Source organism: Pseudomonas sp. W3I7, from assembly GCF_030816095.1.
In the GTDB taxonomy this organism is placed as follows: domain Bacteria; phylum Pseudomonadota; class Gammaproteobacteria; order Pseudomonadales; family Pseudomonadaceae; genus Aquipseudomonas; species Aquipseudomonas salomonii.
The window spans coordinates 1,774,826-1,796,077 of record NZ_JAUSXP010000001.1 but is presented as its reverse complement, the minus strand read 5'-3'; the positions used below and the strand labels follow the sequence as shown (position 1 = coordinate 1,796,077).

18 protein-coding genes are annotated in these 21,252 nt (G+C 59.2%); 4 read left to right on the top strand and 14 right to left on the bottom strand.

The window, feature by feature from the left end:
- Window positions 1-7: 7 nt before the first annotated feature.
- The 9 genes from QF043_RS08460 to QF043_RS08425 all read right to left on the bottom strand — a co-directional run bounded on the left by QF043_RS08460 (window position 8) and on the right by QF043_RS08425 (window position 12,302).
- Complete coding sequence (locus QF043_RS08460; RefSeq protein WP_307418150.1) at window positions 8-2,569, bottom strand: hypothetical protein; 2,562 nt, start codon at window positions 2,567-2,569, stop codon at window positions 8-10.
- The gene (locus QF043_RS08455; protein ID WP_307418149.1) at window positions 2,541-5,963 is read right to left on the bottom strand and encodes a dermonecrotic toxin domain-containing protein; all 3,423 of its coding nucleotides are present in this window, start codon (window positions 5,961-5,963) and stop codon (window positions 2,541-2,543) included. Before QF043_RS08455 ends, QF043_RS08460 begins: the two co-directional genes overlap by 29 nt.
- A gap of 90 nt (window positions 5,964-6,053) precedes the next feature.
- Window positions 6,054-6,746 carry a methyl-accepting chemotaxis protein gene (locus QF043_RS30745; protein WP_371919064.1) on the bottom strand — a complete coding sequence of 231 codons (693 nt, stop codon included), beginning with the start codon at window positions 6,744-6,746 and terminating at the stop codon, window positions 6,054-6,056.
- A 241-nt stretch (window positions 6,747-6,987) separates the two neighbouring features.
- Window positions 6,988-8,112 carry a hypothetical protein gene (locus tag QF043_RS30740; protein WP_373460666.1) on the bottom strand — a complete coding sequence of 375 codons (1,125 nt, stop codon included), beginning with the start codon at window positions 8,110-8,112 and terminating at the stop codon, window positions 6,988-6,990.
- A gap of 373 nt (window positions 8,113-8,485) precedes the next feature.
- Window positions 8,486-9,478, bottom strand: coding sequence for a hypothetical protein (locus QF043_RS08445; RefSeq protein WP_307418148.1), 993 nt, complete (start codon window positions 9,476-9,478; stop codon window positions 8,486-8,488).
- A gap of 173 nt (window positions 9,479-9,651) precedes the next feature.
- Window positions 9,652-9,951 (bottom strand): DUF3144 domain-containing protein, encoded by a 300-nt coding sequence (locus tag QF043_RS08440; protein ID WP_307418147.1) that lies wholly within the window; start codon window positions 9,949-9,951, stop codon window positions 9,652-9,654.
- A gap of 93 nt (window positions 9,952-10,044) precedes the next feature.
- Window positions 10,045-10,584: an ATP phosphoribosyltransferase regulatory subunit gene (locus tag QF043_RS08435; RefSeq protein WP_307421334.1), complete on the bottom strand. Its 540-nt coding sequence runs from the start codon at window positions 10,582-10,584 to the stop codon at window positions 10,045-10,047.
- A 298-nt stretch (window positions 10,585-10,882) separates the two neighbouring features.
- Window positions 10,883-11,578, bottom strand: a complete 696-nt coding sequence (locus QF043_RS08430) for a tRNA (adenine(22)-N(1))-methyltransferase TrmK (protein WP_307418146.1) — start codon at window positions 11,576-11,578, stop codon at window positions 10,883-10,885.
- A 13-nt stretch (window positions 11,579-11,591) separates the two neighbouring features.
- A complete protein-coding gene (locus tag QF043_RS08425; RefSeq protein WP_056861199.1) occupies window positions 11,592-12,302 on the bottom strand; it encodes a FadR/GntR family transcriptional regulator in 711 nt (236 codons plus the stop codon).
- Window positions 12,303-12,652: 350 nt separating this feature from the next.
- On the opposite strand from QF043_RS08425, the gene QF043_RS08420 reads away from it, so the two are divergent.
- A complete protein-coding gene (locus QF043_RS08420) occupies window positions 12,653-14,014 on the top strand; it encodes an MFS transporter (RefSeq protein WP_307418145.1) in 1,362 nt (453 codons plus the stop codon).
- An 18-nt stretch (window positions 14,015-14,032) separates the two neighbouring features.
- Complete coding sequence (gudD, locus tag QF043_RS08415) at window positions 14,033-15,358, top strand: glucarate dehydratase (protein WP_307418144.1); 1,326 nt, start codon at window positions 14,033-14,035, stop codon at window positions 15,356-15,358.
- Here the strand turns inward: gudD and QF043_RS08410 are convergent.
- The 4 genes from QF043_RS08410 to QF043_RS08395 form a co-directional block, all read right to left on the bottom strand.
- Complete coding sequence (locus QF043_RS08410) at window positions 15,327-16,277, bottom strand: DHH family phosphoesterase (protein WP_307418143.1); 951 nt, start codon at window positions 16,275-16,277, stop codon at window positions 15,327-15,329. The two genes, gudD and QF043_RS08410, sit on opposite strands and share 32 nt — an antisense overlap.
- Window positions 16,278-16,410: 133 nt before the next feature.
- Complete coding sequence (locus QF043_RS08405; RefSeq protein ID WP_307418141.1) at window positions 16,411-16,785, bottom strand: addiction module antidote protein; 375 nt, start codon at window positions 16,783-16,785, stop codon at window positions 16,411-16,413.
- 1 nt (window position 16,786) lies between these two features.
- Complete coding sequence (locus QF043_RS08400; protein WP_307418140.1) at window positions 16,787-17,089, bottom strand: type II toxin-antitoxin system RelE/ParE family toxin; 303 nt, start codon at window positions 17,087-17,089, stop codon at window positions 16,787-16,789.
- Window positions 17,090-17,227: 138 nt separating this feature from the next.
- Window positions 17,228-18,151, bottom strand: a complete 924-nt coding sequence (locus tag QF043_RS08395) for an ABC transporter substrate-binding protein (RefSeq protein WP_307418139.1) — start codon at window positions 18,149-18,151, stop codon at window positions 17,228-17,230.
- Window positions 18,152-18,424: 273 nt separating this feature from the next.
- Between QF043_RS08395 and QF043_RS08390 the strand changes: the two genes are divergently transcribed.
- Together QF043_RS08390 and QF043_RS08385 are read left to right on the top strand one after the other, a co-directional pair.
- Window positions 18,425-19,666 (top strand): acyl-CoA dehydrogenase family protein, encoded by a 1,242-nt coding sequence (locus QF043_RS08390; protein WP_307418138.1) that lies wholly within the window; start codon window positions 18,425-18,427, stop codon window positions 19,664-19,666.
- A 526-nt stretch (window positions 19,667-20,192) separates the two neighbouring features.
- Window positions 20,193-20,516: a DUF6124 family protein gene (locus QF043_RS08385; protein ID WP_307418137.1), complete on the top strand. Its 324-nt coding sequence runs from the start codon at window positions 20,193-20,195 to the stop codon at window positions 20,514-20,516.
- A 174-nt stretch (window positions 20,517-20,690) separates the two neighbouring features.
- Here QF043_RS08385 and msrA read toward each other — a convergent pair whose 3' ends face one another.
- A complete protein-coding gene (msrA, locus tag QF043_RS08380; RefSeq protein ID WP_307418135.1) occupies window positions 20,691-21,197 on the bottom strand; it encodes a peptide-methionine (S)-S-oxide reductase MsrA in 507 nt (168 codons plus the stop codon).
- Between the last annotated feature and the right edge of the window lie 55 nt (window positions 21,198-21,252).

The window sequence follows — 21,252 nt, the reverse complement described above, 5'->3', positions numbered from 1 at the left end:
GCCGTGATCAGGCGACGGCGGTCAAAAGCACTTCTTTTTTGAGCGCATCCACCAAGTCCTCCATCGTTGCATACCGCTTGCCTTGCAACTGCGGCCAGCGCTCGATAGACAACTGCCCCAACTCGTCACTTTTTATCGGGGTGGTAATAATCTCTCCCGTCCTGGAACGGTGAAGCAGACGGGCTTGTGTGGATGAAGCGTACTCGATCAGGAAGTCACCGATGTTTTTCAGGCGCGCGCTCGGCAGGGTCGAAGCGGAAACGGCCGTCAACTGCACATCCGTCTTGAGTGCATGAATCAAAAAATCCAGATTCGGGTAACGCTTTTCTTGCAACTGTGGCCACCGCTCAATAAAGAACTGCCCCTTATCGTCAATTTGAACAGGCGTGGAAATGATATCTCCACTGTTGGAACGATGGAGCACATTGGCTTGGGTCATTGAAGGCCGCTCGATCAGGAAATCGCCGACACTTCGAATCCATGTACGATCCGCTGCAACCATCGGGCGCGGCGCCGGCGTACCGGCTATACCGACATGCACCTTGAAGTCACTGCGGATAGCTGTGCCCGCCGGCGTCTTGATCCCTCCTTCCAGGATTTCCCAGGCCCCACGGTGCAGAGGCAGTGCATGGTCGGGCGCAACATCGCGTACGGTCAAGCTGACAGCATCCTGCAATTGCGCAATGCCTGGCACACCCTGATAGAAGTCGGCGTGGGCGCTGCCCATAAGCGCTACCCACTTATGCGGCCCCAGAGCCGCCTGATCAGCCTTGATCACCTCATTGGCAAAGTAACTGAACAGGCTCTCGCGGGCGTTCAAGTCGCGCATGCCTTTGACGTGGTAGCTGGCGGTGCAGTCGAGAGCCCGGACGCGGATGCCCGCCTTGTTCGCCGCTTTGACGACGTTGGTGTAGGTGTTTTCCCCCGTGTAACCTCTTCCCATATGACCGAGGTCCTGCGCCCTCAGATAGCGCTTGAGATTTTCCGGCATTTTCAGCGTGTTATAAAAAACGTCCAGTTCTAGCTGGTGCAGATCGGTGAGCAGATGTTCCAGATACAAGGTCTTTACACCCTGCTTTTTCAATAGCTTCATATATTTGATCAGGAACTGTTTGCTCGACTTATCCGCATGCGCTTCAGCAATAATCAGTGCGCGTTTGAGTTTGTACAGTTGCTTGACGAACGCCTCTTCAGTGGCCGCCGTACCTAGCTCGACGAAAGTGGACCGTGCCGGGGGCATGTAAGTGGCAAAGGCGGCTTTGGCGGACTTTTCCAAACGATTACGGGTGTTCTTGAACCCATTGAATGCTGCCTCATACGGGTGCCCACTCCCAAAGCCGTAGCGAGCATCCAAGTCACGATACGAGTGCACCATCTCATCCAGCTGCGTTTTAAACGACGCGGGCAGATCGAACTCACTGTAATGGGACGGTGCAGCGGGCGCCGGCACCGCCCTTGAAGGACCCGCCGTCGGCAGCGCTTGTGATGACGGCGCCATGGTCATCCGGTAATCACCCCGGGACAGCGCGGTGGAGGCAGTATCAGGCGAGATGCCCACCGCCTGGCCTTGGGTAACATCCTCCACACGCAGGGCGATGACATTCTGCAAATCGGCCAGCCCCGGCACTTCGTCCGTGCTCCCTATGCGGGTGTGATCAACCAGGGCGATCCAACCCTCATCGGGGTCGTTTTGTGAAAGGGCTTTGTGGGAATAGAAGTTCCTGAGTCTGCTGTTGCGAGGGATAAACCGCTGTTGTTCAGACAGCGCCAGCACATGCTCCATATGATAGGAACTCGAGGCGTCCACGCCGTCGATCGCGACTTTGTGCTTGTGGGCTTCAAGCATCAGTTTACGGTAGGTAAAAGGCGCGTCCGCGTCCCAGCCCAAGCCTGCGTCTACCCGCGCCAGATGGTCCTCGACCTGTTTCAAGGCATACGCCACGTCACCCTGGATTTCGTCGTTGATAATTTTGAGTTTGGTCCGGAAAACATCGGCTGGCAGGTTTTCAACGTACACGCGGTTGAGCCCTTGCGCTTTCAAGGCTGGCAGGCTTTCGATCAGTAATTGCTTACTGGCAACGCTGGTATTGGATGCGCCAATGATCAGCCGCTTCTTGAGTGCAAACAGGGTGGCAAGCGCAGTAGATGGGCTGGAGTCCGCTGCCAGCACCGGCAAGCCGGTACGGTCCGGGCGCGCTGGAGGCGCGGCATAAAACGCGTCCGCGTCTTGAGTCAGGTGTTTCATCTGATCGGGATAGCTGTCGCGTAGAGGCTTCAACTGAAGATAGGCCCCCTCCTTTATGGCCGGTGCAATGGCGTCGTCCTGAGGGCTGATAACGGCGCGCACATAGTCAAGGTCGAGCGCACGCCTGAAGTACTTCCCTTGCTCGGGTGCAATCTCGTAGGGCACCAGTGACTCGTCGACCTCTTCGCGCAGTAGCGTATGGCGCCCGCCTCCCCTCGTCGTGAAGCGCACCCAATGGCCATCGCTGTTCTGGCTGACCACACGTGTGGTTGACTGCATTTGCCCGGTGACTGGGTCACGGCGAAACAGCAGATGCCGCCCCAAGGGAGTCCGGTGTGCTTTTGATCCAGAACTGCTCGGTATTGAACATCACAGGTTTCATTCCGGCAGCAATGCCGGGGTCTATATCGTTGACCAGCGTGGCCTGCTGCAGCGCCTTGGTCACCGGCCGGACGCGCAGTGCTTTGAGGGCCGGGCGAAAGTCAAACAGCACAGCACCGCCCACATTGGCCAAGTAGCCAATATAGTGTTTCAAGGCTGCGCCCGCGTCACCCTGTTGGTAGGCACTGATAGCGAGCATCGCGTCCTTGAACGCCAGCAAGCCACCCAGGCCCAGGCTCAATACGGGAAAAGGGATGGTGGCGATGGCAGTGACCAGTTCGACGCATGTCCACAAAATCCCCGTGATCATCTCCGTGCGATTGACCGTGGTGGCAACTACATCGTCTATTTTGCGCTGCAACACCATGTTGTAAAAATCATTGCGCGGGTCGGTCACGGTGGTGTCCGGGCTTATCCGGTCATAGCGCGCCGGGCTTGGGGTCGTACGGTCAATCGTTTCGGGTAAGCCATTGCGGGCTGTCTTCAGAAACGTTCCGATCCGGACCTGAGATTGCACCGGCACCCGACCCTGCAGGTAATCCGACACACCATCGACCTTTTTCAGCCAGTAGTTGAATAGCTTCGCTTCACGAAAACCGATGCCATCGGGTGCGTTGGGGGTGTAGAGCAAAACCGGGTTGCTGGCATGGCTGAACAGGTAGTTGCCTATCACCCAATCGCCGTCAATGCTCAGACGATGTACCTGGTAAGTCGAGCGGGTCGCAGACGCTGTGTCGCCAAGGCTGTCGATCGCACGCTCCAACCAGGTCAAGTCGACTCGGGCGATATGACCGCGCAGGCAACAATCGAGTGCCGCGTATTTCATCTGCAGTTGTGTAATGGCCAAGGTGGCGTCGCGGCGTTTGGCGTAACCGGCGCTGCTCGCGCTTTGCAATTTGGCGCGCACTTCGTCGGTGTAGCGTTGACCTATCCATACACCGGTCACCGACCTTGATACGTTCTGCGGGGTCAGGCGACTCAGGTCGATGCCCGCCGGCCCGCTGAACGTGGCCGAGGTGGAGAATTTTGCGTCAATGAACCCGACGTTATCCGTGTAACCGTCTCTGTACAGCCGGGTATAGGTGATGGGCTTGGGCAGTCCACCCAACAGCGGCCACGGCGCCGAAACGTATACGGTGTCCGGGTCAACATCATTCTGAGGGCGGCCCAGCAGCGTATTCAGGCTGAGTTTGGCCTGGTCGTGCAGATAGGTATCGAAGGTAATGAAATTGGCTTCAGAGTCGGGCTGGGCGTTATAGGTGCGCAAGGCACCTGCGGCATCTTCGGCAAGGCTGGTCAACCGGGTTCGGTCCGCCGCCGGGGCTGAGCGATACCATGGCGGCGTGCTGTATTCGTAGTCGTCCTGCGCTGCGCTTTGCCCATGCACGACCATGGCGTCCAGGCATACCGTGTGGGAGCACACAGGGCCAAATGTCACCTCCTCATGTTCCTTTGCGTCGGGCCTGAAGCCCAAGCCTTTGAGGAACGTGCGCATCTTCGGCCGAAAGCGCAGCGGGCATTGCTCCAACAGGTAGTCGCTCATGGTGCGACCCTTTAACCGGGTGTTGTCATCGGCCCAACCGATGATATGCGCCTGGCATTCGCGCTCGGTGGCGAACGCCAGGAACTGTCGCTCACGTGGCGAATCGGGGGTGCACAACAGCAAGCGTCGGATTTGGCCGTTGGCATCTTCCTCGCGCAATAACCACAGGTCTTTGAGTTGCGCGCCATGCAGCAGCACGGTGCGTGCGCACAGGAGCGGGTTCGTACCGGCCCGCAAGGTTTCGAACAACCTGTGGTCTGCCGGGCTCAAGTCGCCTCGCAACCGGGCGACAAAGGCAAGCAACACCAGGCGATGATCAAACAGGTCGCGAGTGGCCTGCTTGTAGCCAGTCTCGGCCTGCATTTTTTTTTGCAGCGCGGCATAGTCCAGGCGCGGTTGCAGGCCAGGTTCGCGGAGTATGTGGAGCAGGCTTTGCGCACTCAGAAGGGCATGGTCACCTTGCAGTGGCGCGTTCGCATAAGTGAGGGTGGTATTGGCCAAAAAATCAGAACCGGGCAACTCGTCGCCGGTGTGCAGCCCGTCATAGCTTAACTGCACCAGATCGCGGGTCTGCTCATAGGTGCCGACATTGGCGACGTTGCGTCGGGTAGTGATGTTCAGGTGACGCGGGTCCAGGTCGTAGATTTCCAGCGCTTCGTCCAGATACTCGGTCAACTGGAAATTTGCCAGGGCTTGAGGCGAAGCAACAGGCCCCAACAGCTCGATATAGGTGGCCCGGGCCTGATTGTAATCCTGCATGCAACGACTCAGGGTTTGCTGGTCCGTCGCCGCCGCGTTGCGATACCAATCCGGCAGGCTGTTATAGACGCTGCGCTCGAGCAGCTGTTGGCGCCTGAACGCCAAGCGTGATGACAAGTCTGGCAGCGCTGCTGTCACCGCGTTGTCCAATGCTGACTTGAGCTGCGTTGCCTCGTGCAATGGGTTGCCTACCAGGCTCAATGCCAGTTCGATGTCCTGGCTGCGCTTGTTGATAATCGCGTTGTAGGTGTGTTCGAACAGTGGCTCGCCGTCAATGGGCAGCAATTGCAAGGGCCACATATCGACGACATCCAGCGTTTGATAACGTACAGGCAAGTGTCGGCAGAACTCCGCTCGACCCGCCGGTAGCGCCAAAGTCGCCTTGAGGCTCTGGTCGAGCTGCACCAGAGAGTCGAAGGCCTCCAGCCCCCGGTTTGGCGTGAACAACAAGACCTGGCCGAGGTTTTCTACCGACGTCAGGCTGTCCACGACTGGGCTGGACTTTCTCGTCAGAACGAAGGCCCCGGCAAACTCCACAGTGTTGTCCTGATAGCTGAAATTGAGCGAGTACATGCCGGGACGAAAGGTCGGGCCTCGGGAGCAGTCTTCAACCATGCGCTGTTCGGCAGGGCTTAGCAGGTAATCGCGCACATCCAGCTTGGCTTGCTGCTCCAACGCGCCAAGACCGGCCGCCTGGATGAGGTAGCTCTTGCGGCCTTGAATGCCCACCGTGCTGACTTCGTCAAGGCCCAGCAGGTGCTTGTCCAAGTCGGTTTTGAGTTGGGCAAGCAACGTCTTGCCGGCCTCTTGGGTGAGATCTGCCCCGGTCAATGCCTCGAACAAGCTGCGTGACCTCGCCAACAGGACGTTGTTGGCACTGATGAGGGTGGTGTTTAGTTGTTCCAGCGCATGCAGTTCGGCAGGTAATACCACAGGCTCCTGGGTTTGCGTGCGCAGGCCCGGGTCGATCTCAAGCAGGTGTGTACGAATTTCCTGAAACGTCGGTGACGCGGATGTAGGGCTCGGCGTGCTCATGGGCACGGTCCTCATGCTGATGGAATGAACCCTCAGCATGAGAGCGAGCCTGGGTGTATCGGCGGTACATATTGTTCAGCGGCCGGCGCCTCAGACCAGCCGGAACCGTGCAGTGTTATCACTCAATGCGCGACTGCCCTTACTCAAGGTGTCCGCCGCCGAATTGACCGCCCGTGCGCCGTCCAGCAAGCGCCCTGCCGCCTGGTCGACCTGCTGGATATTGCCGCTGACTTCATCGGCGGTGGCGGCCTGTTCTTCCACCGCTGCCGCGATCTGCGCCAGGGTGTCGGTGACGTGCTGCACCGCACCGGCAATTTCGCCCAGGCGGGTGCCCAGGCCCGTCACGGATTCGGCGTCGGTCAGTGCCTGGTCGCACGCCGCGCCCATCAGGCTGACGGCTTGGCTGACGGTCGCGCGCAGGCTGTCCACGGTGCCGGCGATTTGTGCGGTGGACGCCTGGGTGCGTTGCGACAGGCTGCGCACTTCATCGGCCACCACCGCAAACCCACGGCCCTGCTCGCCCGCACGCGCGGCCTCGATGGCCGCGTTGAGCGCCAGCAGGTTGGTCTGTTCGGCGATGCCACGAATGGTGTCGACCACCGACTGAATCTGCTGGCCCTGCTGGCTGACCTGCTCCAGGGCGTTGGCCGTGTCGGTCAGGCGCTGGTTGAGTTGCTGGATACTTGCCGTGGTGCGCTGGCTGTCGCGGCTGCTGTCTTCGGCGATGCGCCTGGTGTGCTGCGCGCTGCCCGAGGCCTGTTCGCAACTCTTGGCCACGCCCATGGAAGTGGCGGCCAATTGGGTCGCAGCGGCCGCAATCTGGCTGATTTGATGTTGCTGGTCTTCAACCTCGGTAAGGGTGCTGCCCGACTGCGCATTCAGGGTGAGCACGGCTGAACCGAGTTGCTGGGTTTCGTGATTGACGCCCAGCAGGCTGGTGCGCAGTTGCATCACGGCAACGTTGAGTGCCCGGCTGATCGCGGCCAATTCATCACGCCCTTCTACCGCCACTTCGACGCACAGGTTACCGTCGCGCAACGACTCGGCCAGTGTGGTGATGCCACTGGCGCTGCGGCGGATCGAGGCTTGCAGACAGATAAACAAGTACAACGCGGCCAGGGCCCAGCAGGCTGAACGTCGCCGCCACCGGAATAAAGTGCTGGAGCGAACGCTCGCGGTAGTCACTCAGGCGCGCATCCAGTGAGTTAAGCGACTGGCTGCGCAACGCCCCCAACGCGCCCAACATGCTGTCGACGCTGCGGTCGAAGGCGACGCTGTCCACTTTGATGGTGCCGCCGAATACGCCGTCGTCCAGGGTTTTAAGCTCGTTATCCAGCAGTTGCAGGCTGCTGTCATATTGCGCTGTCCACGGCTCGATCCCGGGAAATGGCTTGGCTTTGAGCGAAGCGGCGGCCTTGACCAACTGGTCGCGTGCATCGCCGATACGGCCGCGCAGGTCGCGCATCTGCAAGCGGCTTTGCAAAGTGAACTGCCCCGAGGCGATGGACGACTGGCCAACGCTGGCGGTGCGACCGATGCGCTCGATCAGGTCCGGGGTGTGCTGGGTGGAGATCTGCATCAGCAGGTAGGTCTCCAGCCACGGGTCGAGGATCAGGCCGGTGTCCAGGGTGATTTGCTCGCGCAGGGTTTGCAGCGCCGTCAACGCGGCAGTGAAACGGTCGTAGCCGTCCGGCCACCAGCCCACGGTGCGCAGGGACTGAGTGTCCATGCCCTTGACCGCCGCCTGCAACGCCTCGAAACGCGCAAGGGTGTCGGCGCTGGCATTGCGGGCTTTGAGCACCTCACCCAGGGCTTGCAGGCTTTGCACAATCATCGGGTTGCCGGCATCCACTTTGTCCATGGCAGCCTGGGCGGCCGGGGTTGGCGCGTGGAGGATATCCAGCGCTTTCCAGCGCGCGGCCAGGTTGCGTTGCGCGCTCAATTGGCCATCGAGTGTGTCCAGGGCTAAGAGTTGGTGCACACCGGACTGCTCGCTGCTGATCACGTTCAATTTGCCGCGATAGTCCGAGCCAATCATCCAGAGGCTCCCCGCCAGGGGCAGCATGAACAGGAAAAACAGCACCTGGAACTTGCGCGCAAAACCGAAACGGCCGAGCAAGTGGATACCGGGTGATAGAAGAGTGTGCATGGCCGACCGCTCCCGAAAACACGCTGGAAATGACTAGAAGCAAAATGCCATGTCATTGATTAGCTTGGCTCTAGCAAGATACGGGCCGAGGATGAAGGGGCCGGAGATAGGCGGGCTGATGATGAAAAGAAGCACAAGTGTGCGCGAAAATGGGGCGAAAGCACTCAGTAGTGAGAGTGGAACGGTAACTCGGCCTCAGATGCGAGCTTCAGCGGCCAAGAACCGTCATGAAACACTGACGGTTCTTTATTCTTTTATCCGAGCGACAGCGCAAACGAAGTAATGACCTGAGTGACCTTCTTCACTCGCAACTCCATCGCCCCGGACGCTCTACCCGATAGGGTTAATGGCATAAAATAATGACGAATGCTCGTCATAGAAAAAACAAAACGATGCAAAGCGCCACTAACGCACCCGCGACCACCCAGTAATGTCGACGAATCATGGTCTCCAAACGCGTGAACCTTGCGTCCAACGCATCTGCGTTAAAGGCGCCTTTAAACTCACCCACCGCCGTATTGATCTTGTCGGCAGAAACACCCAGTTCACCTGCTGAGTGCTGAAGCGCGCTAGCCGATTCCTTCAGCTCGCGTGAAGCCTGATTCAAATCCACCGCATCACCTTCAATCTTTTTCTTGACGGAATCTCTCTTCAATTTTATCTCGGCGGTTACCTTAGCCAGCCTCAGAGCAATCGCAAACCCCAACAGCACTAAAGAACCGTACCTCAGAAACGTAAAAACCTCTTTATAAACCCTTGCCTCAGTATAGGCGGCCTGCACCACGTCAACCTGTTCCTTATAATTTAACCAAGATCGTTTCAAGCCCTCGATACGTTCGCCCACTATCGGGTTTTTATACGCCACATCAGCAACACGGTTATTGACCATGTAATGAACGACTTTATTATCTAATACGATACTCGTTGGATTACCTGGCCTGATGACCCGGAACTCATTGCAGGCTTTTTTCAGCTCTTCTGCCAAAGCAACAGTCACGCTCGCATTGACGTAGCCCGCAGAGGGCAGGCAAATGGCTGTGTCGCTAAGCCTGGCTGCTGCCATATTCAAGCTTTGACGCGTATTGGCCTCTATACTTTCCTGCAGTTGCAGTTCTGCCACCTTCAGATCAACCGGTACTTCAACCAGTTGAACGATCAACCCTAGTGACCCAATTGCAATCCAAGCGTAGTCAACTTTTTTCCAATAAATATCATCATAGCGCTCGGGCGATGACTGTTTTTTCCAAACCGTTAACCAGCAGATCATGAAGTAGAAAGCCAGCACCGCAGCGCTTGTCAGTCCTACGACATAGAGTACGTCAAAGATTGCGTCCAATTTAATACACCACTCCCTATCCAGCTGCATACTTGGCTCCATTTGCCGATCACATTGAGGTGAACTCTGTATCGGCCTGAGTGCCCATATCTGCAGGCCAAATAGCGTGAGGGAACCAGCACTGCTTTGTCAGAGCGCATGCTGTGTCTCCAGGCAAAGTTGGGGGCAAAGGCAAATCCGAACAAAGTGTACTTCGCAAGCACTCACTTGGCCGTTTTCACCAACATGTACTGTGCGAAATTATTGATGTGATCATCCAGGTTATCCTCAAGCATCATCCGGTACTGGTCACAGAAATACTTCAGCATCGCCTCACGGGCCTCGGCCATCTCGGCGCCGGACTTGAAGTTGCGGGCGCTGGCCCAGGCATTGAAGCGCGTGGTGCCGAACATCATCGAGGCACTGACCTCACCGAGGTTTTCGCAGGTTTTGAGCTGCTCGTTGGACAGTTCGATATGCGCGTCTGCGCGGTCGTAGAAGGCTTGGTCGGTGGTCTCGGCCATGGCAGGGTTCCTGGGTAAACAAAAGAAGGCGGCTATTGGAGCATATTCGAGGGCAGCAGAGCAGGCGCCTCCCACTGGGAGGCGCCTGATGCTTCACGCCAACGCCAGCACCAACCGCTCAAGCCCGATACCGAAGCCCGCGCCTTCACGGTACGCCCCGCCGCCCACCACTTGCTGTTGCGCCCCCAATGTCGGGCAGCGCACCTCGAAACCGTTGCCCTCAAGGTAGTAACTCAGCCCACGTTTCACGGCCAGGTTCAGCGCATAGTCGAGCCCCAATGTGTCGAGAAACCCGGTACACAGGGCTTGGCTGCGCTGCAACGCCAACCCGGGATCAGGGCTGAGAATCTCCAGCCCCAACTGGGTAAACTCACGATAACGACCGGCTTGCGGTCGCTCATACCGGTAACACCGCGCCAGGTAGAAAAACATCGCCGCCTCGCGGCCGTCGAGCAACGCAGCGTTGCGCTCCTGGAACAGCGCGGTGGCTTCCGGGATCAGGCAACACTGGCGGCCAGCCTTGTCATCAAAGGCCCACATCTGCCCAATGATTTCGCTGCCGCCGGCTTTTTCGATAAACGTGTCCTGGCCCCACAGGGCCGGCACGATGACTTCTTCAGCGCCCGCTTCGATGAAGGTAGCTCCGGAAACGGCCTTCTACTTCACGCATCATTGCAGCTTCTTTGCCGGTGACCATTCGGGTTCCACGTAGCATTGTCATGGGTTGGATCTCCAGTGTTTACAGGCAATAAAAAAGGCGCCATAGGCGCCTTGGGTGGGGTTCATTGAGTGATCAGCCGGGCTGGTCAATCAGTGAGCGCAAGCAACCACGGCACCTGAAGGAAGGTCCGTGGGGATGATGGCGGTTGCTGTGCGAAAATTCAGTCATGGGCAGATCCTTGCACACCCGTAGGAAAAGTTACAAGTCACTTCACGCCAGCAACGCAGTAATCCAGCGCGCCTGCTGGGCAATCTCTTGCAGTTTTTGCTCCGGCACTGCTTGGCGTGCCTGCTCAAAACTGGCCAGGGTCTTGTGCTTCTGGCGCAGCATCCGCTGCCACTTGGCCAGGAACTCCGGGCTGCGGGCTTGCATTTGCAGCGGGCCAAAGTACAACTGCTCATCGGTGTAGGCCACTGGCCCTGCGCGCTCGGCCACGATGATTTCATAGTAAAAGCGGTTTTCCCGCAGCAACTCTTCGCCAAGGATGCGGTAGCCGTTGTCCATCAGCCATTGGCGCAAGGGTTGCTCGCCACCGTTGGGTTGCAGAATCAGCCGTTCCTCGCCGCTCAAGTAGGCTTTACCGCTGTCGAGGATATCGCGGATGGTCTCGCCGCCCATGCCACAGATGCTGATCGCGGTGATGGCGTCACTCGGTTCTATAGCGGCCAAACCATCGGCCAGGCGCACGCTGATGTGCTGCTCCAGGCCATTATCGCGCACGGTGCGTTGAGCTGCGTGAAAGGGCGTGGTCGCCACTTCCCCCGCCACTGCGGCCGTGATCACGCCACGGCGCATCAAGGCCACCGGCAGGTAGCCGTGGTCCGAGCCGATGTCGGCCAGGTGCGCGCCGACGGGCACGTTGGCGGCCACGCGCTCCAGGCGCATGGACAATGTGTGTTCGTTCAACGGTGATTCCTTGTCATTCCCCGGAAAACCGGTCCCGGCTGTTGGTCAGGTGCAGCACCATGGCGGCACGCGCCGCGTCCGGGTCCTGGCGTTTGATGGCATTGAAGATCGCCTCATGCTCCAGGTTCGCCAACTGCCCCAGCTTGGCGAAGTCGGCGCCGCCGCGTTCGACGCCCTTGACCTGGGTGCGCGGGATCATCGCATTGCCCAGGTGCAGCATGATTTCGGTAAAAAAGGTATTGCCGGTGGCCTCGGCGATCAGTTGATGAAAGCGTTTGTCCTCTTCCACACAGCTGTCGTTGCTGGCCAGCGAGGCCTGGTAATCGTCCAGCGCCTGGCGCATGTGGGCGAGCTGTTCGTCGCTCCTGCGCAGCGCGGCCAACGCCACGGCTTGCACCTCCAGGCCCAGGCGCAGCTCGAGCATGTTACGCACGCTTGCTACCGTGTCCACATGCAAGCGCAAACCTTGCTGGGCATGTTGCGCCAGCACAAAGGTGCCGATGCCGTGACGCGTCTCCACCAGCCCCGACGCCTGCAGCTTGGAGATCGCCTCACGCACCACTGTGCGGCTCACGCCATGTTCCAGCACGATGCTGGACTCGGACGGCAACTTCTCACCGGGTTTGAGCTGGCCCAGCAGGATGCGCTGGGTCAGCGCCTCGACCACGCCTTGGGCGAGGTTATTGGAACGTTTACGCACAGGGTTTGCGCTTTCAATGGGCATCACTATGGGTCCACGGGGTTGGCTGCGGGGAGCTTAACACCCTGCCCCGAGTAGGCGCAGGCTTGATTCATAAAGCCCCTAGCTTGTATGACAACCAATCTGAAAGGCGCTTGAATCGCCAGCCTTCACGAGCCGTACGTCGAGGTGAAATGTACGTTAACCCCGTCGCCGCATGATCAAAACACCTAATAAACGCTAGTCAAATAACCAAAATACACATCCAGTCAGCCGCCTTATAAGAACAAAAACAGTAGCAGCCACATTGCGAACCCAAGAAAACCACTTGTATGATGTCTGGCAACAAAACACGCAAACCCGCATAAAAATAAATCAGGGGGAGTTTTTCAATTGTGAACAATTCAAGCCACGCATCTGCCGCTCCAGACAGTGATTCGGTCCTCACGCGCGCCGTGAGCAAAGTGAAGGGCCACGTGCTCCCACTGTTCGTGATCATGTTCATCCTCAACTACATCGACCGGGTCAATATCGGCTTTGTGCGCACGCACATGGAGCATGACCTGGGCATCGGCGCGGCCGCCTACGGCCTGGGCGCCGGGCTGTTTTTCATTGGCTACGCGCTCTTTGAAGTGCCCTCCAACATGCTGCTGCAAAAGGTCGGTGCGCGTATCTGGCTGACCCGCATCATGTTCACCTGGGGCATCGTCGCCACGCTGATGGCGTTTATCCAGAACGAAACCCAGTTCTACATCCTGCGCTTTCTGCTGGGCGTGGCCGAGGCGGGTTTTTTCCCAGGGGTGATCTACTACTTCACCCGCTGGCTGCCCGGCGTGGAGCGCGGTAAAGCCATCGCCATCTTCCTCAGTGGCTCGGCGGTTGCGTCGCTGATCTCCGGCCCGCTGTCGGGGGCGTTGTTGCAAATAGAAGGGTTCGGGTTTCACGGCTGGCAATGGATGTTTGCCATCGAAGGCCTGGCCTCCGTGGCACTGGGCTTCTTCGTGTGGTTCTGGCTCGACTCCAAACCCCACGACGCCCAATGGCTGACCCGTGAAGAACAGGACGCGCTGGTGGGCGCCATCGACCAGGAACAGCGCGAGCGTGAGGCGCTGACCACGGTCAAACCGACCATTGCCAAGCTGCTCAAAGACCGCCAGATCCTGCTGTTCTGCGCCTTGTACTTCTGCATCCAGCTGACGATCTACGCCGCGACCTTCTGGCTGCCGAGCATCATCAAGAAGATGGGAGATTTAAGCGACGTGCAGGTCGGCTTCTTCAACTCGATCCCGTGGCTGATCTCGATCATCGCCATGTATGCCTTCGCCGCGCTGTCGGGCAAGTTCAAGTTCCAGCAAGCCTGGGTCGCCGCCGCGCTGCTGATTGCCGCCGCCGGCATGTTCATGTCCACCACCGGCGGGCCAGTCTTCGCCTTTGTCGCAATCTGCTTTGCGGCCATCGGGTTCAAGTCCGCGTCCTCGCTGTTCTGGCCGATCCCACAGGGTTACCTGGATGTGCGCATCGCTGCTGCCGTGATCGCGCTGATCAATTCCATCGGCAACCTGGGCGGCTTCGTGGCCCCCACCACCTTCGGCTTTCTGGAGCAGACCACCGGTTCGATCCAGGGCGGCCTGTATGGCCTGGCCGGCACTTCGGTGCTGGCGGCCATTCTGGTGTTTTTTGCCAAGACTTCGCCCTCTGCCGCGCTGGCGCCGCCGAGTGTCGCGCCATCGGCTACCGCTATCAGCAAACCTCTTTGAGCTTATAAGGACCTTGCCATGACCACGCCCGTCGTCACCCATTTCCACGTCATTCCCGTCGCCGGCCACGACAGCATGCTGCTGAACCTGAGCGGCGCCCACGGGCCATTTTTTACCCGCAATATCGTCATCCTCAAAGACAGCTCGGGCAACACCGGTGTGGGTGAAGTGCCCGGCGGCGAACGTATCCGCGAGACTCTGGAAGACGCCCGCAGCCTGGTGATCGGCCAACCCATCGGCCAGTACCAGCGCATCCTCAACCAGATGCGCACCACCTTTGCCTCAAGGGACGCCGCCGGCCGTGGCCTGCAAACCTTTGACCTGCGCATCACCATCCACGCCGTCACCGCCATGGAAGCCGCCCTGCTCGACCTGCTCGGTCAATTCCTCGAAGTGCCCATCGCCGCCCTGCTGGGCGAAGGCCAACAACGTGACGCGGTAAAAATGCTCGGCTACCTGTTCTACGTCGGTGATCGCACGGCCACTGACCTGGCCTACCGCAACGAGGCGGACGCCGATGACGAGTGGTTCCGCCTGCGCCATGAAAAAGCCCTGACCAGCGAGGCCGTGGTGCGCCTGGCCGAAGCCGCCAAAGCCAAATACGGTTTCAACGACTTCAAGCTCAAAGGCGGCGTATTGAGCGGCGATGCAGAAATCGAAGCGGTGACGGCCTTGGCCGAGCGCTTCCCGGATGCACGCATCACCCTCGACCCGAACGGCGCATGGTCATTGAAAGAAGCCGTCCGCCTGTGCCGCGACCAGCACCACGTGCTGGCCTACGCCGAAGACCCCTGTGGCGCAGAAAACGGCTACTCGGGCCGCGAAGTCATGGCTGAATTCCGCCGTGCCACCGGGCTTAAAACCGCGACCAACATGATCGCCACCGACTGGCGTGAAATGGGCCACGCGATCCAGCTGCAATCGGTGGATATTCCCCTGGCCGACCCGCACTTCTGGACGATGCAAGGCTCGGTGCGCGTGGCACAGCTGTGCAATGAGTGGGGCCTGACCTGGGGTTCGCACTCCAATAACCACTTTGATATTTCCCTGGCGATGTTCACCCAGGTGGCCGCCGCCGCACCGGGCGACATCACCGCGATCGACACCCACTGGATCTGGCAGGACGGCCAACGCTTGACCAGGGAACCGCTGAAAATCGAGGGTGGCTACGTGAAGGTGCCCAGCAAACCGGGCCTGGGCGTGGAGATCGACATGGACGCCGTGGCCAAGGCCCACGAACTGTACAAAGGCATGGGCCTCGGGGCGCGGGACGACAGCGTGGCGATGCAGTTTTTGATTCCAGGCTGGGCCTTCAACAATAAACGGCCTTGCCTCGTACGTTGAGATCCGGGCTTGCGGCAGCCAGGGCCAGCTTCAGCAGCTCCTTGCGCTGCATCGCACGCCCCAGCACTGCGTGTGCACCTTGCCAGTGGACCGCCAGCAAAAGGCTCAGCTTTTGCTGGCTGGGCAAAGGCCCCGCCAGCCAATAGCTCTTGCGCTCGCGGATGCTGATGGCGTTCAACAGCCAGTCCTCACCTTGCGCCGCCAGCCATAGCTCAATGGCTGCGTGATGCCGCTGGAGCAACCCCTGCGCATCCCACACCGTCATTTGCGCGATCAGTTGCGGCAAGTTGCGCGTGGCCGTCATGTGTTTCATATCAGCCGCCAGGGCGACCTCAAGGTCGGCTTCGATCGCAGCCTGGCATTCGCTGAAATAACGCTGCGGCCAATCAGCCGTCAGCCCCGCCCGCCGCGCCAGCACCTCATAGGCCCAGATATCAACGGATGCGGTCATTTTTCCGGTGAAGTTCAGGGTATTGTCCAGAATCGCCGTGGCCAATAACGCCGCGCTGTGCCGGCTCATCTTTGGCAGCAGGCTGGACCTTTCCCAGCGCTGGAAGACCAGCGTTGCCGCGGCACCAATTGGGCGGATTTCGGCATCCGCACCCAGCTTTTGCGCCCAGTGGATTTCAAAGCCTGGATGGTGGTCAATCACTTCGCGTACCTGATCGAGTACTACGATCGGGTCGAAATGATGGGGGTCGGAAACATCCACCAACACAAACTCATCGTCGGCCCCGGGCCGGTAATCGTCCAGCGAAGCCTTCCAGCCGAGCACACTGGCGCAGATGCTGAAATTGAGCGGCGCACTGCTCACCGCCCGCGCTTGTATACCTTGGTGATTGAGCAGCTCGGCGTAGGCAATGCAGCAGGCGTACGCGTCAATATCCAGGTAAGCAGAGCCTGAGGTCACTACCCTCATGATTCAATCTCCTTGAAGTAAAACCCAGGCTAGTCAGGTGCCAATTGATGATTGGCGGATGCGAATTCGCATCAGCGTATGACAAGACCATGACCTCAAGGAGAAAGATACTGTGAAAACTGACAGTTGATGATTATTGCCCGTTGTGCGGTGGCATTTTTTTGCTCGCGCTCACAGCAATGGGCTGCACCGTCAGCTCAACGCCTAACGCCAGCATCAGCTTCTTGATCGTTTCAAAACGTGTTTTGGAGCCGCCCTTCAGGGTTTTATACAGGCTCTCGCGATTGACCCCCGCCGCCTCGGCCACTTTATTCACGCCCTGGGCCTTGGCAACCTCGGCCAGCGCCTTCATGAGGATCTGCGGGTCCTGGGACTTCATGCTTTGCGCCAGATAAGCACTGATGATTTCCGGGTTGTCGAGGAAGCGCGACGCTTCGTAGACGCTGGTGCCGGATGTATCCAGATCGAGGATCGGCATGTCCTCGGGTTTGAATGTCGAGTTGCTCATTTCATCTACCTCTCAGGGCATCGAGAATCTCTTTTGCCCGCTTTATGCCTCTTTTTTGGTCGGTTTTATCACTGCCCCATAGCATCAGGTAGGCCGTGATGCCTGTGCGTACAAAGTAAATTCTGTAGCCAGGCCCGACGAATACACGCATTTCACTCAGGCCGTCACCGGCCGGCTCGCAATCGCCAAAATTGTTTTCTTCGGCGCGGTCCAGGCGAGTCAGCACCGCCGTTTTGCCCCATAGATCCTTCATACCGTCGAGCCATGTATCAAACTCCGGCGTCCTGCCGATTAAATGGGTCAAAGTCTCACCTGTAGCCTACTGGCTACTCCCTACTGATGCTAGTGAATTTTTTATTCCGGCCCCAACCGGAATAAAAAACCCTAGCTCAGCCCCGTATCAACAGGCGTTCGAGACTATTAGCGCGTGTTTCGTCCGCGTTTAAAGGGCCTGATCAAACAACGGCGTCACGTCGTAATGCTGTTTGAGCATCTGCGCATCCACCAGGAAATCCGCCGTGGCCTGGGCTTCGCCGACAATGGTCGGGGAGATCGGCAGCACCTTGATCGCATCACGCTTGAACCACACCTTGGCAATCTCCGGTGCGGATTGGTTGGCCTTCGACCACGCCTGGGCATACTCATCAACGTGGCTGCTGCTCCACACCCGCGCACGGGTGAGACGCGCCACAAAATCTTTGATGATCGCGCGTTTCTGCGCCAGCGCCGGCTCATACGCAACAATGTAGGTCGGCGCGCTCATCAGGCCCTTGGCATTGCGGATCAGGGTGCTGCCCTCTTTCTCCTGCAACGACACGTAGGGTTCCCAGGTGCCAAAGGCATCAATGTCGCCCTGGCTCAACGCCAGGCTGGCTTCGGCCGGCAGCAGGTATTTGAAAGTCACGCTGCTGCGCGGCACACCGGCCTCGTCCAAGGCTTTGTAGGCCAGTTGCTGGCTCCACGAACCGTTCCAGATCGCCACCGTTTTGCCTTTTAGCTCGGCCACCGAATGGATGCCTTTGCGCGCCACAATGCCCACGCCATCGAGGCTGGTCTGGGTGCTGGCAACCACTTTGACCGGCGCGCCATTGGCGGCGAGGCTGATCACCGGGGTGTCGCCGACAATGCCCACGTCCAGCGCGCCGCTGGCGACCGCCGAGGCCACCGGGGAGCCGGTGTTGAAGCGCTTGAAGTCGATTTTATACGGCAAGTCTTTCAGCTCGCCGGACAGCTCCAGAACGATGCGATTGGAGAAGAACTGGTCGCCCACCGTCAGGGTCTGCGGTTCTGCCGCCCACACCGATGGGCCGTGCAGTGTCAGCGAGGCCAGGCCCAGCACGGCAAGCAAGTTACGACGATTGATCATAGGAGGAATCCACACAGTTAAAGGCTGACTCAACCATCTGTGGGCGTGCAGTCTGGCAATGAGAGAAGGGTTTTGGCGGTCGCCGAGCGTGGCGCCCGTAGAAGCTAACGCAATAAAAGCGCCGGGTTTAATACTGTTGTGCACTATCGATAGAACCGCAGCACAGTGGGTTAGCTATTTTTCGTATTAAAAATTTGCTGCCCACTGAGTTAGGGTGACGCCACCAGACCACTGGACCCCGCGCCTGAAACCCCTTTCTGCAAGGTCCATTGCATGTCGACACCCCTTTTGAATACCTGGGGCACTGCGCCCTCCGCCCGTTACGAACAACTGGCCGCGCCCTTTCGCCCGTTGTTTGCGCAGATCCTTGCACACGCAGCCGAGGCGGATCAGACACACGCCAGCCTGGCGACGGTGATCCAACAGCTCAACGCACTGGGTTTGCCGCGCTGGCGATTGCCAGTCAGTTGCGGCGGGCAAGACGCGAGCTTCGCTGAACTGCTTGCGCTGCTGACAGAGCTTTCCGCTGCCGACTCCAACATCACCCAGGCCCTGCGCGGGCATTTTGGATTTTGCGAAGACGTGTTGTGCGCCAAAGACCGCGACTGGCGCGCCCAATGGCTCGACCGCCTCGGCCAGGGCGCCCTGCTTTCCCCAGGCAGCACCGAAGTGGGCAACCAGGCCCGTGGCGATTTCGGCACGCGCCTGCACCGCCACAGCGATGGCACACTGCGCATCAGCGGCAAAAAGTTCTACACCACCGGCGCGCTCTACAGTGACCTGATCAACACCGTGGCCACCGGCGAGGACGGCGTGGTGTACAGCCTGGTGGTCGACCTCAAGGCGCCCGGCGTGCAGATCATCGACGACTGGAACGGCTTCGGCCAGCGCCTCACCGCCAGCGGCACCTGCCTCTTCGACAACGCGCCGGTGGTGGATGACGATGTGCGCCCCACCACCCAACGCTTCGCCTATGGCCAATCGTTCTACCAGATCTACCACCTTGCCACCCTGGCCGGCATCGCCCGCCGCGCCGCGCTCAGTGGCGCCGCAGAACTCAGCCAGCGCGCCCGCACCTTCACCACCGGCAACGCCGACACCGCCGCCCAGGATGTGCAGTTGCTGCAAGTGATTGGCGAAGTCGCCAGCCAAGCCTACGCCGCGCAGGCCATCACCCAACACGCGGCGCAGCGCCTGGACCAGACGGCGCAGTATGTGATTGCGCGAGACCAGCCGCTGCAGGATGACGACTCGCAGGTTGCGTTGGCGGAGCTGGAGGTGTGCCTGGCGGTCAATCCGGTGGTGGATGCAACACTGGCGGCGACCACCGGGTTGTTTGACGCACTGGGCGCCAGTGCCACGGCCAGCAACAAGGCGCTGGACCGGCTGTGGCGCAATGCACGCACGTTGGCGAACCATAACCCGCGGGTGTACAAGTCGCGGATCGTCGGTAATTACCTGGTAAATGGGTTGCTGCCGCCCGCGCAGTGGCGTGTGGGCGTAGCCAAAGCCTGATCAACCCACCCACCAACCCACACAGAACCCTGTGGGAGCGGGCTTGCTGTGGCGAGGGAGCTTGCTCCCGCTCGACAGCGAAGCTGGAGCCGGCTTTTTGGGGGCGCTTCGCACCCCAGCGCAAGCAAGCTCCCTCGCCACAGCAAGCCCGCTCCCACAGTTAGGTCAGTGTAGGGTTCACGTCCTACAGCGCACACTGAAACAGGAAAGTCCGAAGCCACAGCGCCTTGCTCCCTTGCCTACGCTTGCGTCAGAATCCGCCGGCTTGTGCGCTGTGGTGGGCGTCTCTAAGGTTGCTCGGTCGCTGACAATTCAGTGATCGGGTTTAGTAGCCTGGGGTTATTCCAGTCAGTGCATGAGCTTCATCTGTCGGACGGCTTCGTCCGTGCTTGATGGTGGCTGTGTGCAGGGCGTCTTCGGGCGCGCCGGCTTTCTTGGAATTCCCCGGTCTACTAACCTGTGCACAGCTGCCACCCCTTTGTTTAGTAGCTCAGAGGTGGCGGCCCTAAAGTGGGAAATTCCAAGTATGTTCAAAATAACGCCGAACCCTCCAAGCGAACCGGACCTGCAACTCAATCAGGCCGCGCATCGCGCAATTGATCACTACCTCAATCCAAAAGCCGACCCAGCCTTGTCACCGCCTGCGCTGTTCAACGTCGCCGCCGATGCCAGCAGCGAAACCCTGATCACCAACAGCTACGAAACCTTTTCCTCGGTCACCGCCTTGCTGCTCGACCTGTCAGAAGACTTGACCGGAAAACAGCGCGACGTGGCGCTGGCGATTCACCAGTTGAGTGAGTTGGGGGTGCTGTTGATGGACAGGCTGCTGGAGCGCGAGGCCGCCGGGTAACGCTGATGATCGTGATGATCGCTGAGCACGAGGCAACACAAGGCTAATGTGGGAGCGGGCTTGCCCGCGATGGCGGAGGATCAGTTAACTCATTTATTGACTGACACACCGTAATCGCAGGCAAGCCAGCTCCCACATTTTTGGATTGGCGCAGGGTTCACGTCATGCGAACTCTCAAGCCCGCTTCGGCAACTTCCAGTTCGGCCGAATAAAGTGGCAGGTATACCCATTCGGTATCCGCTCCAGATAATCCTGGTGCTCAGGCTCTGCCTCCCAGAACGGCCCTGCCGGCTCAATCTCAGTGACCACACGGCCCGGCCACAGCTTCGACGCGTCCACGTCGGCCGCCGTATCTTCGGCAATGTCGCGCTGCTGCTCACTCAAATAGTAAATCGCCGACCGATAGCTTGGCCCCGTGTCATTGCCCTGGCGGTTAGGCGTGCTCGGGTCATGGATCTGGAAAAAGAATTCCAGTATCTGCCGATAACTGATCACCGCCGGGTCAAACACGATCTCGATAGCTTCGGCATGGTTGCCGTGGTTGCGGTACGTGGCATTCGGCACATCGCCGCCGGTGTAGCCGACGCGTGTGCTGAGCACGCCAGGGCAGCGCCGCAACAAGTCTTGCATGCCCCAGAAGCAGCCGCCGGCAAGGATGGCGGTTTCGGTTGGGTTGGTCATGGTCTGCGCCCTCAGTGGATACGAGGATAGTTATGGGGCTGGGTTAGCCAATACC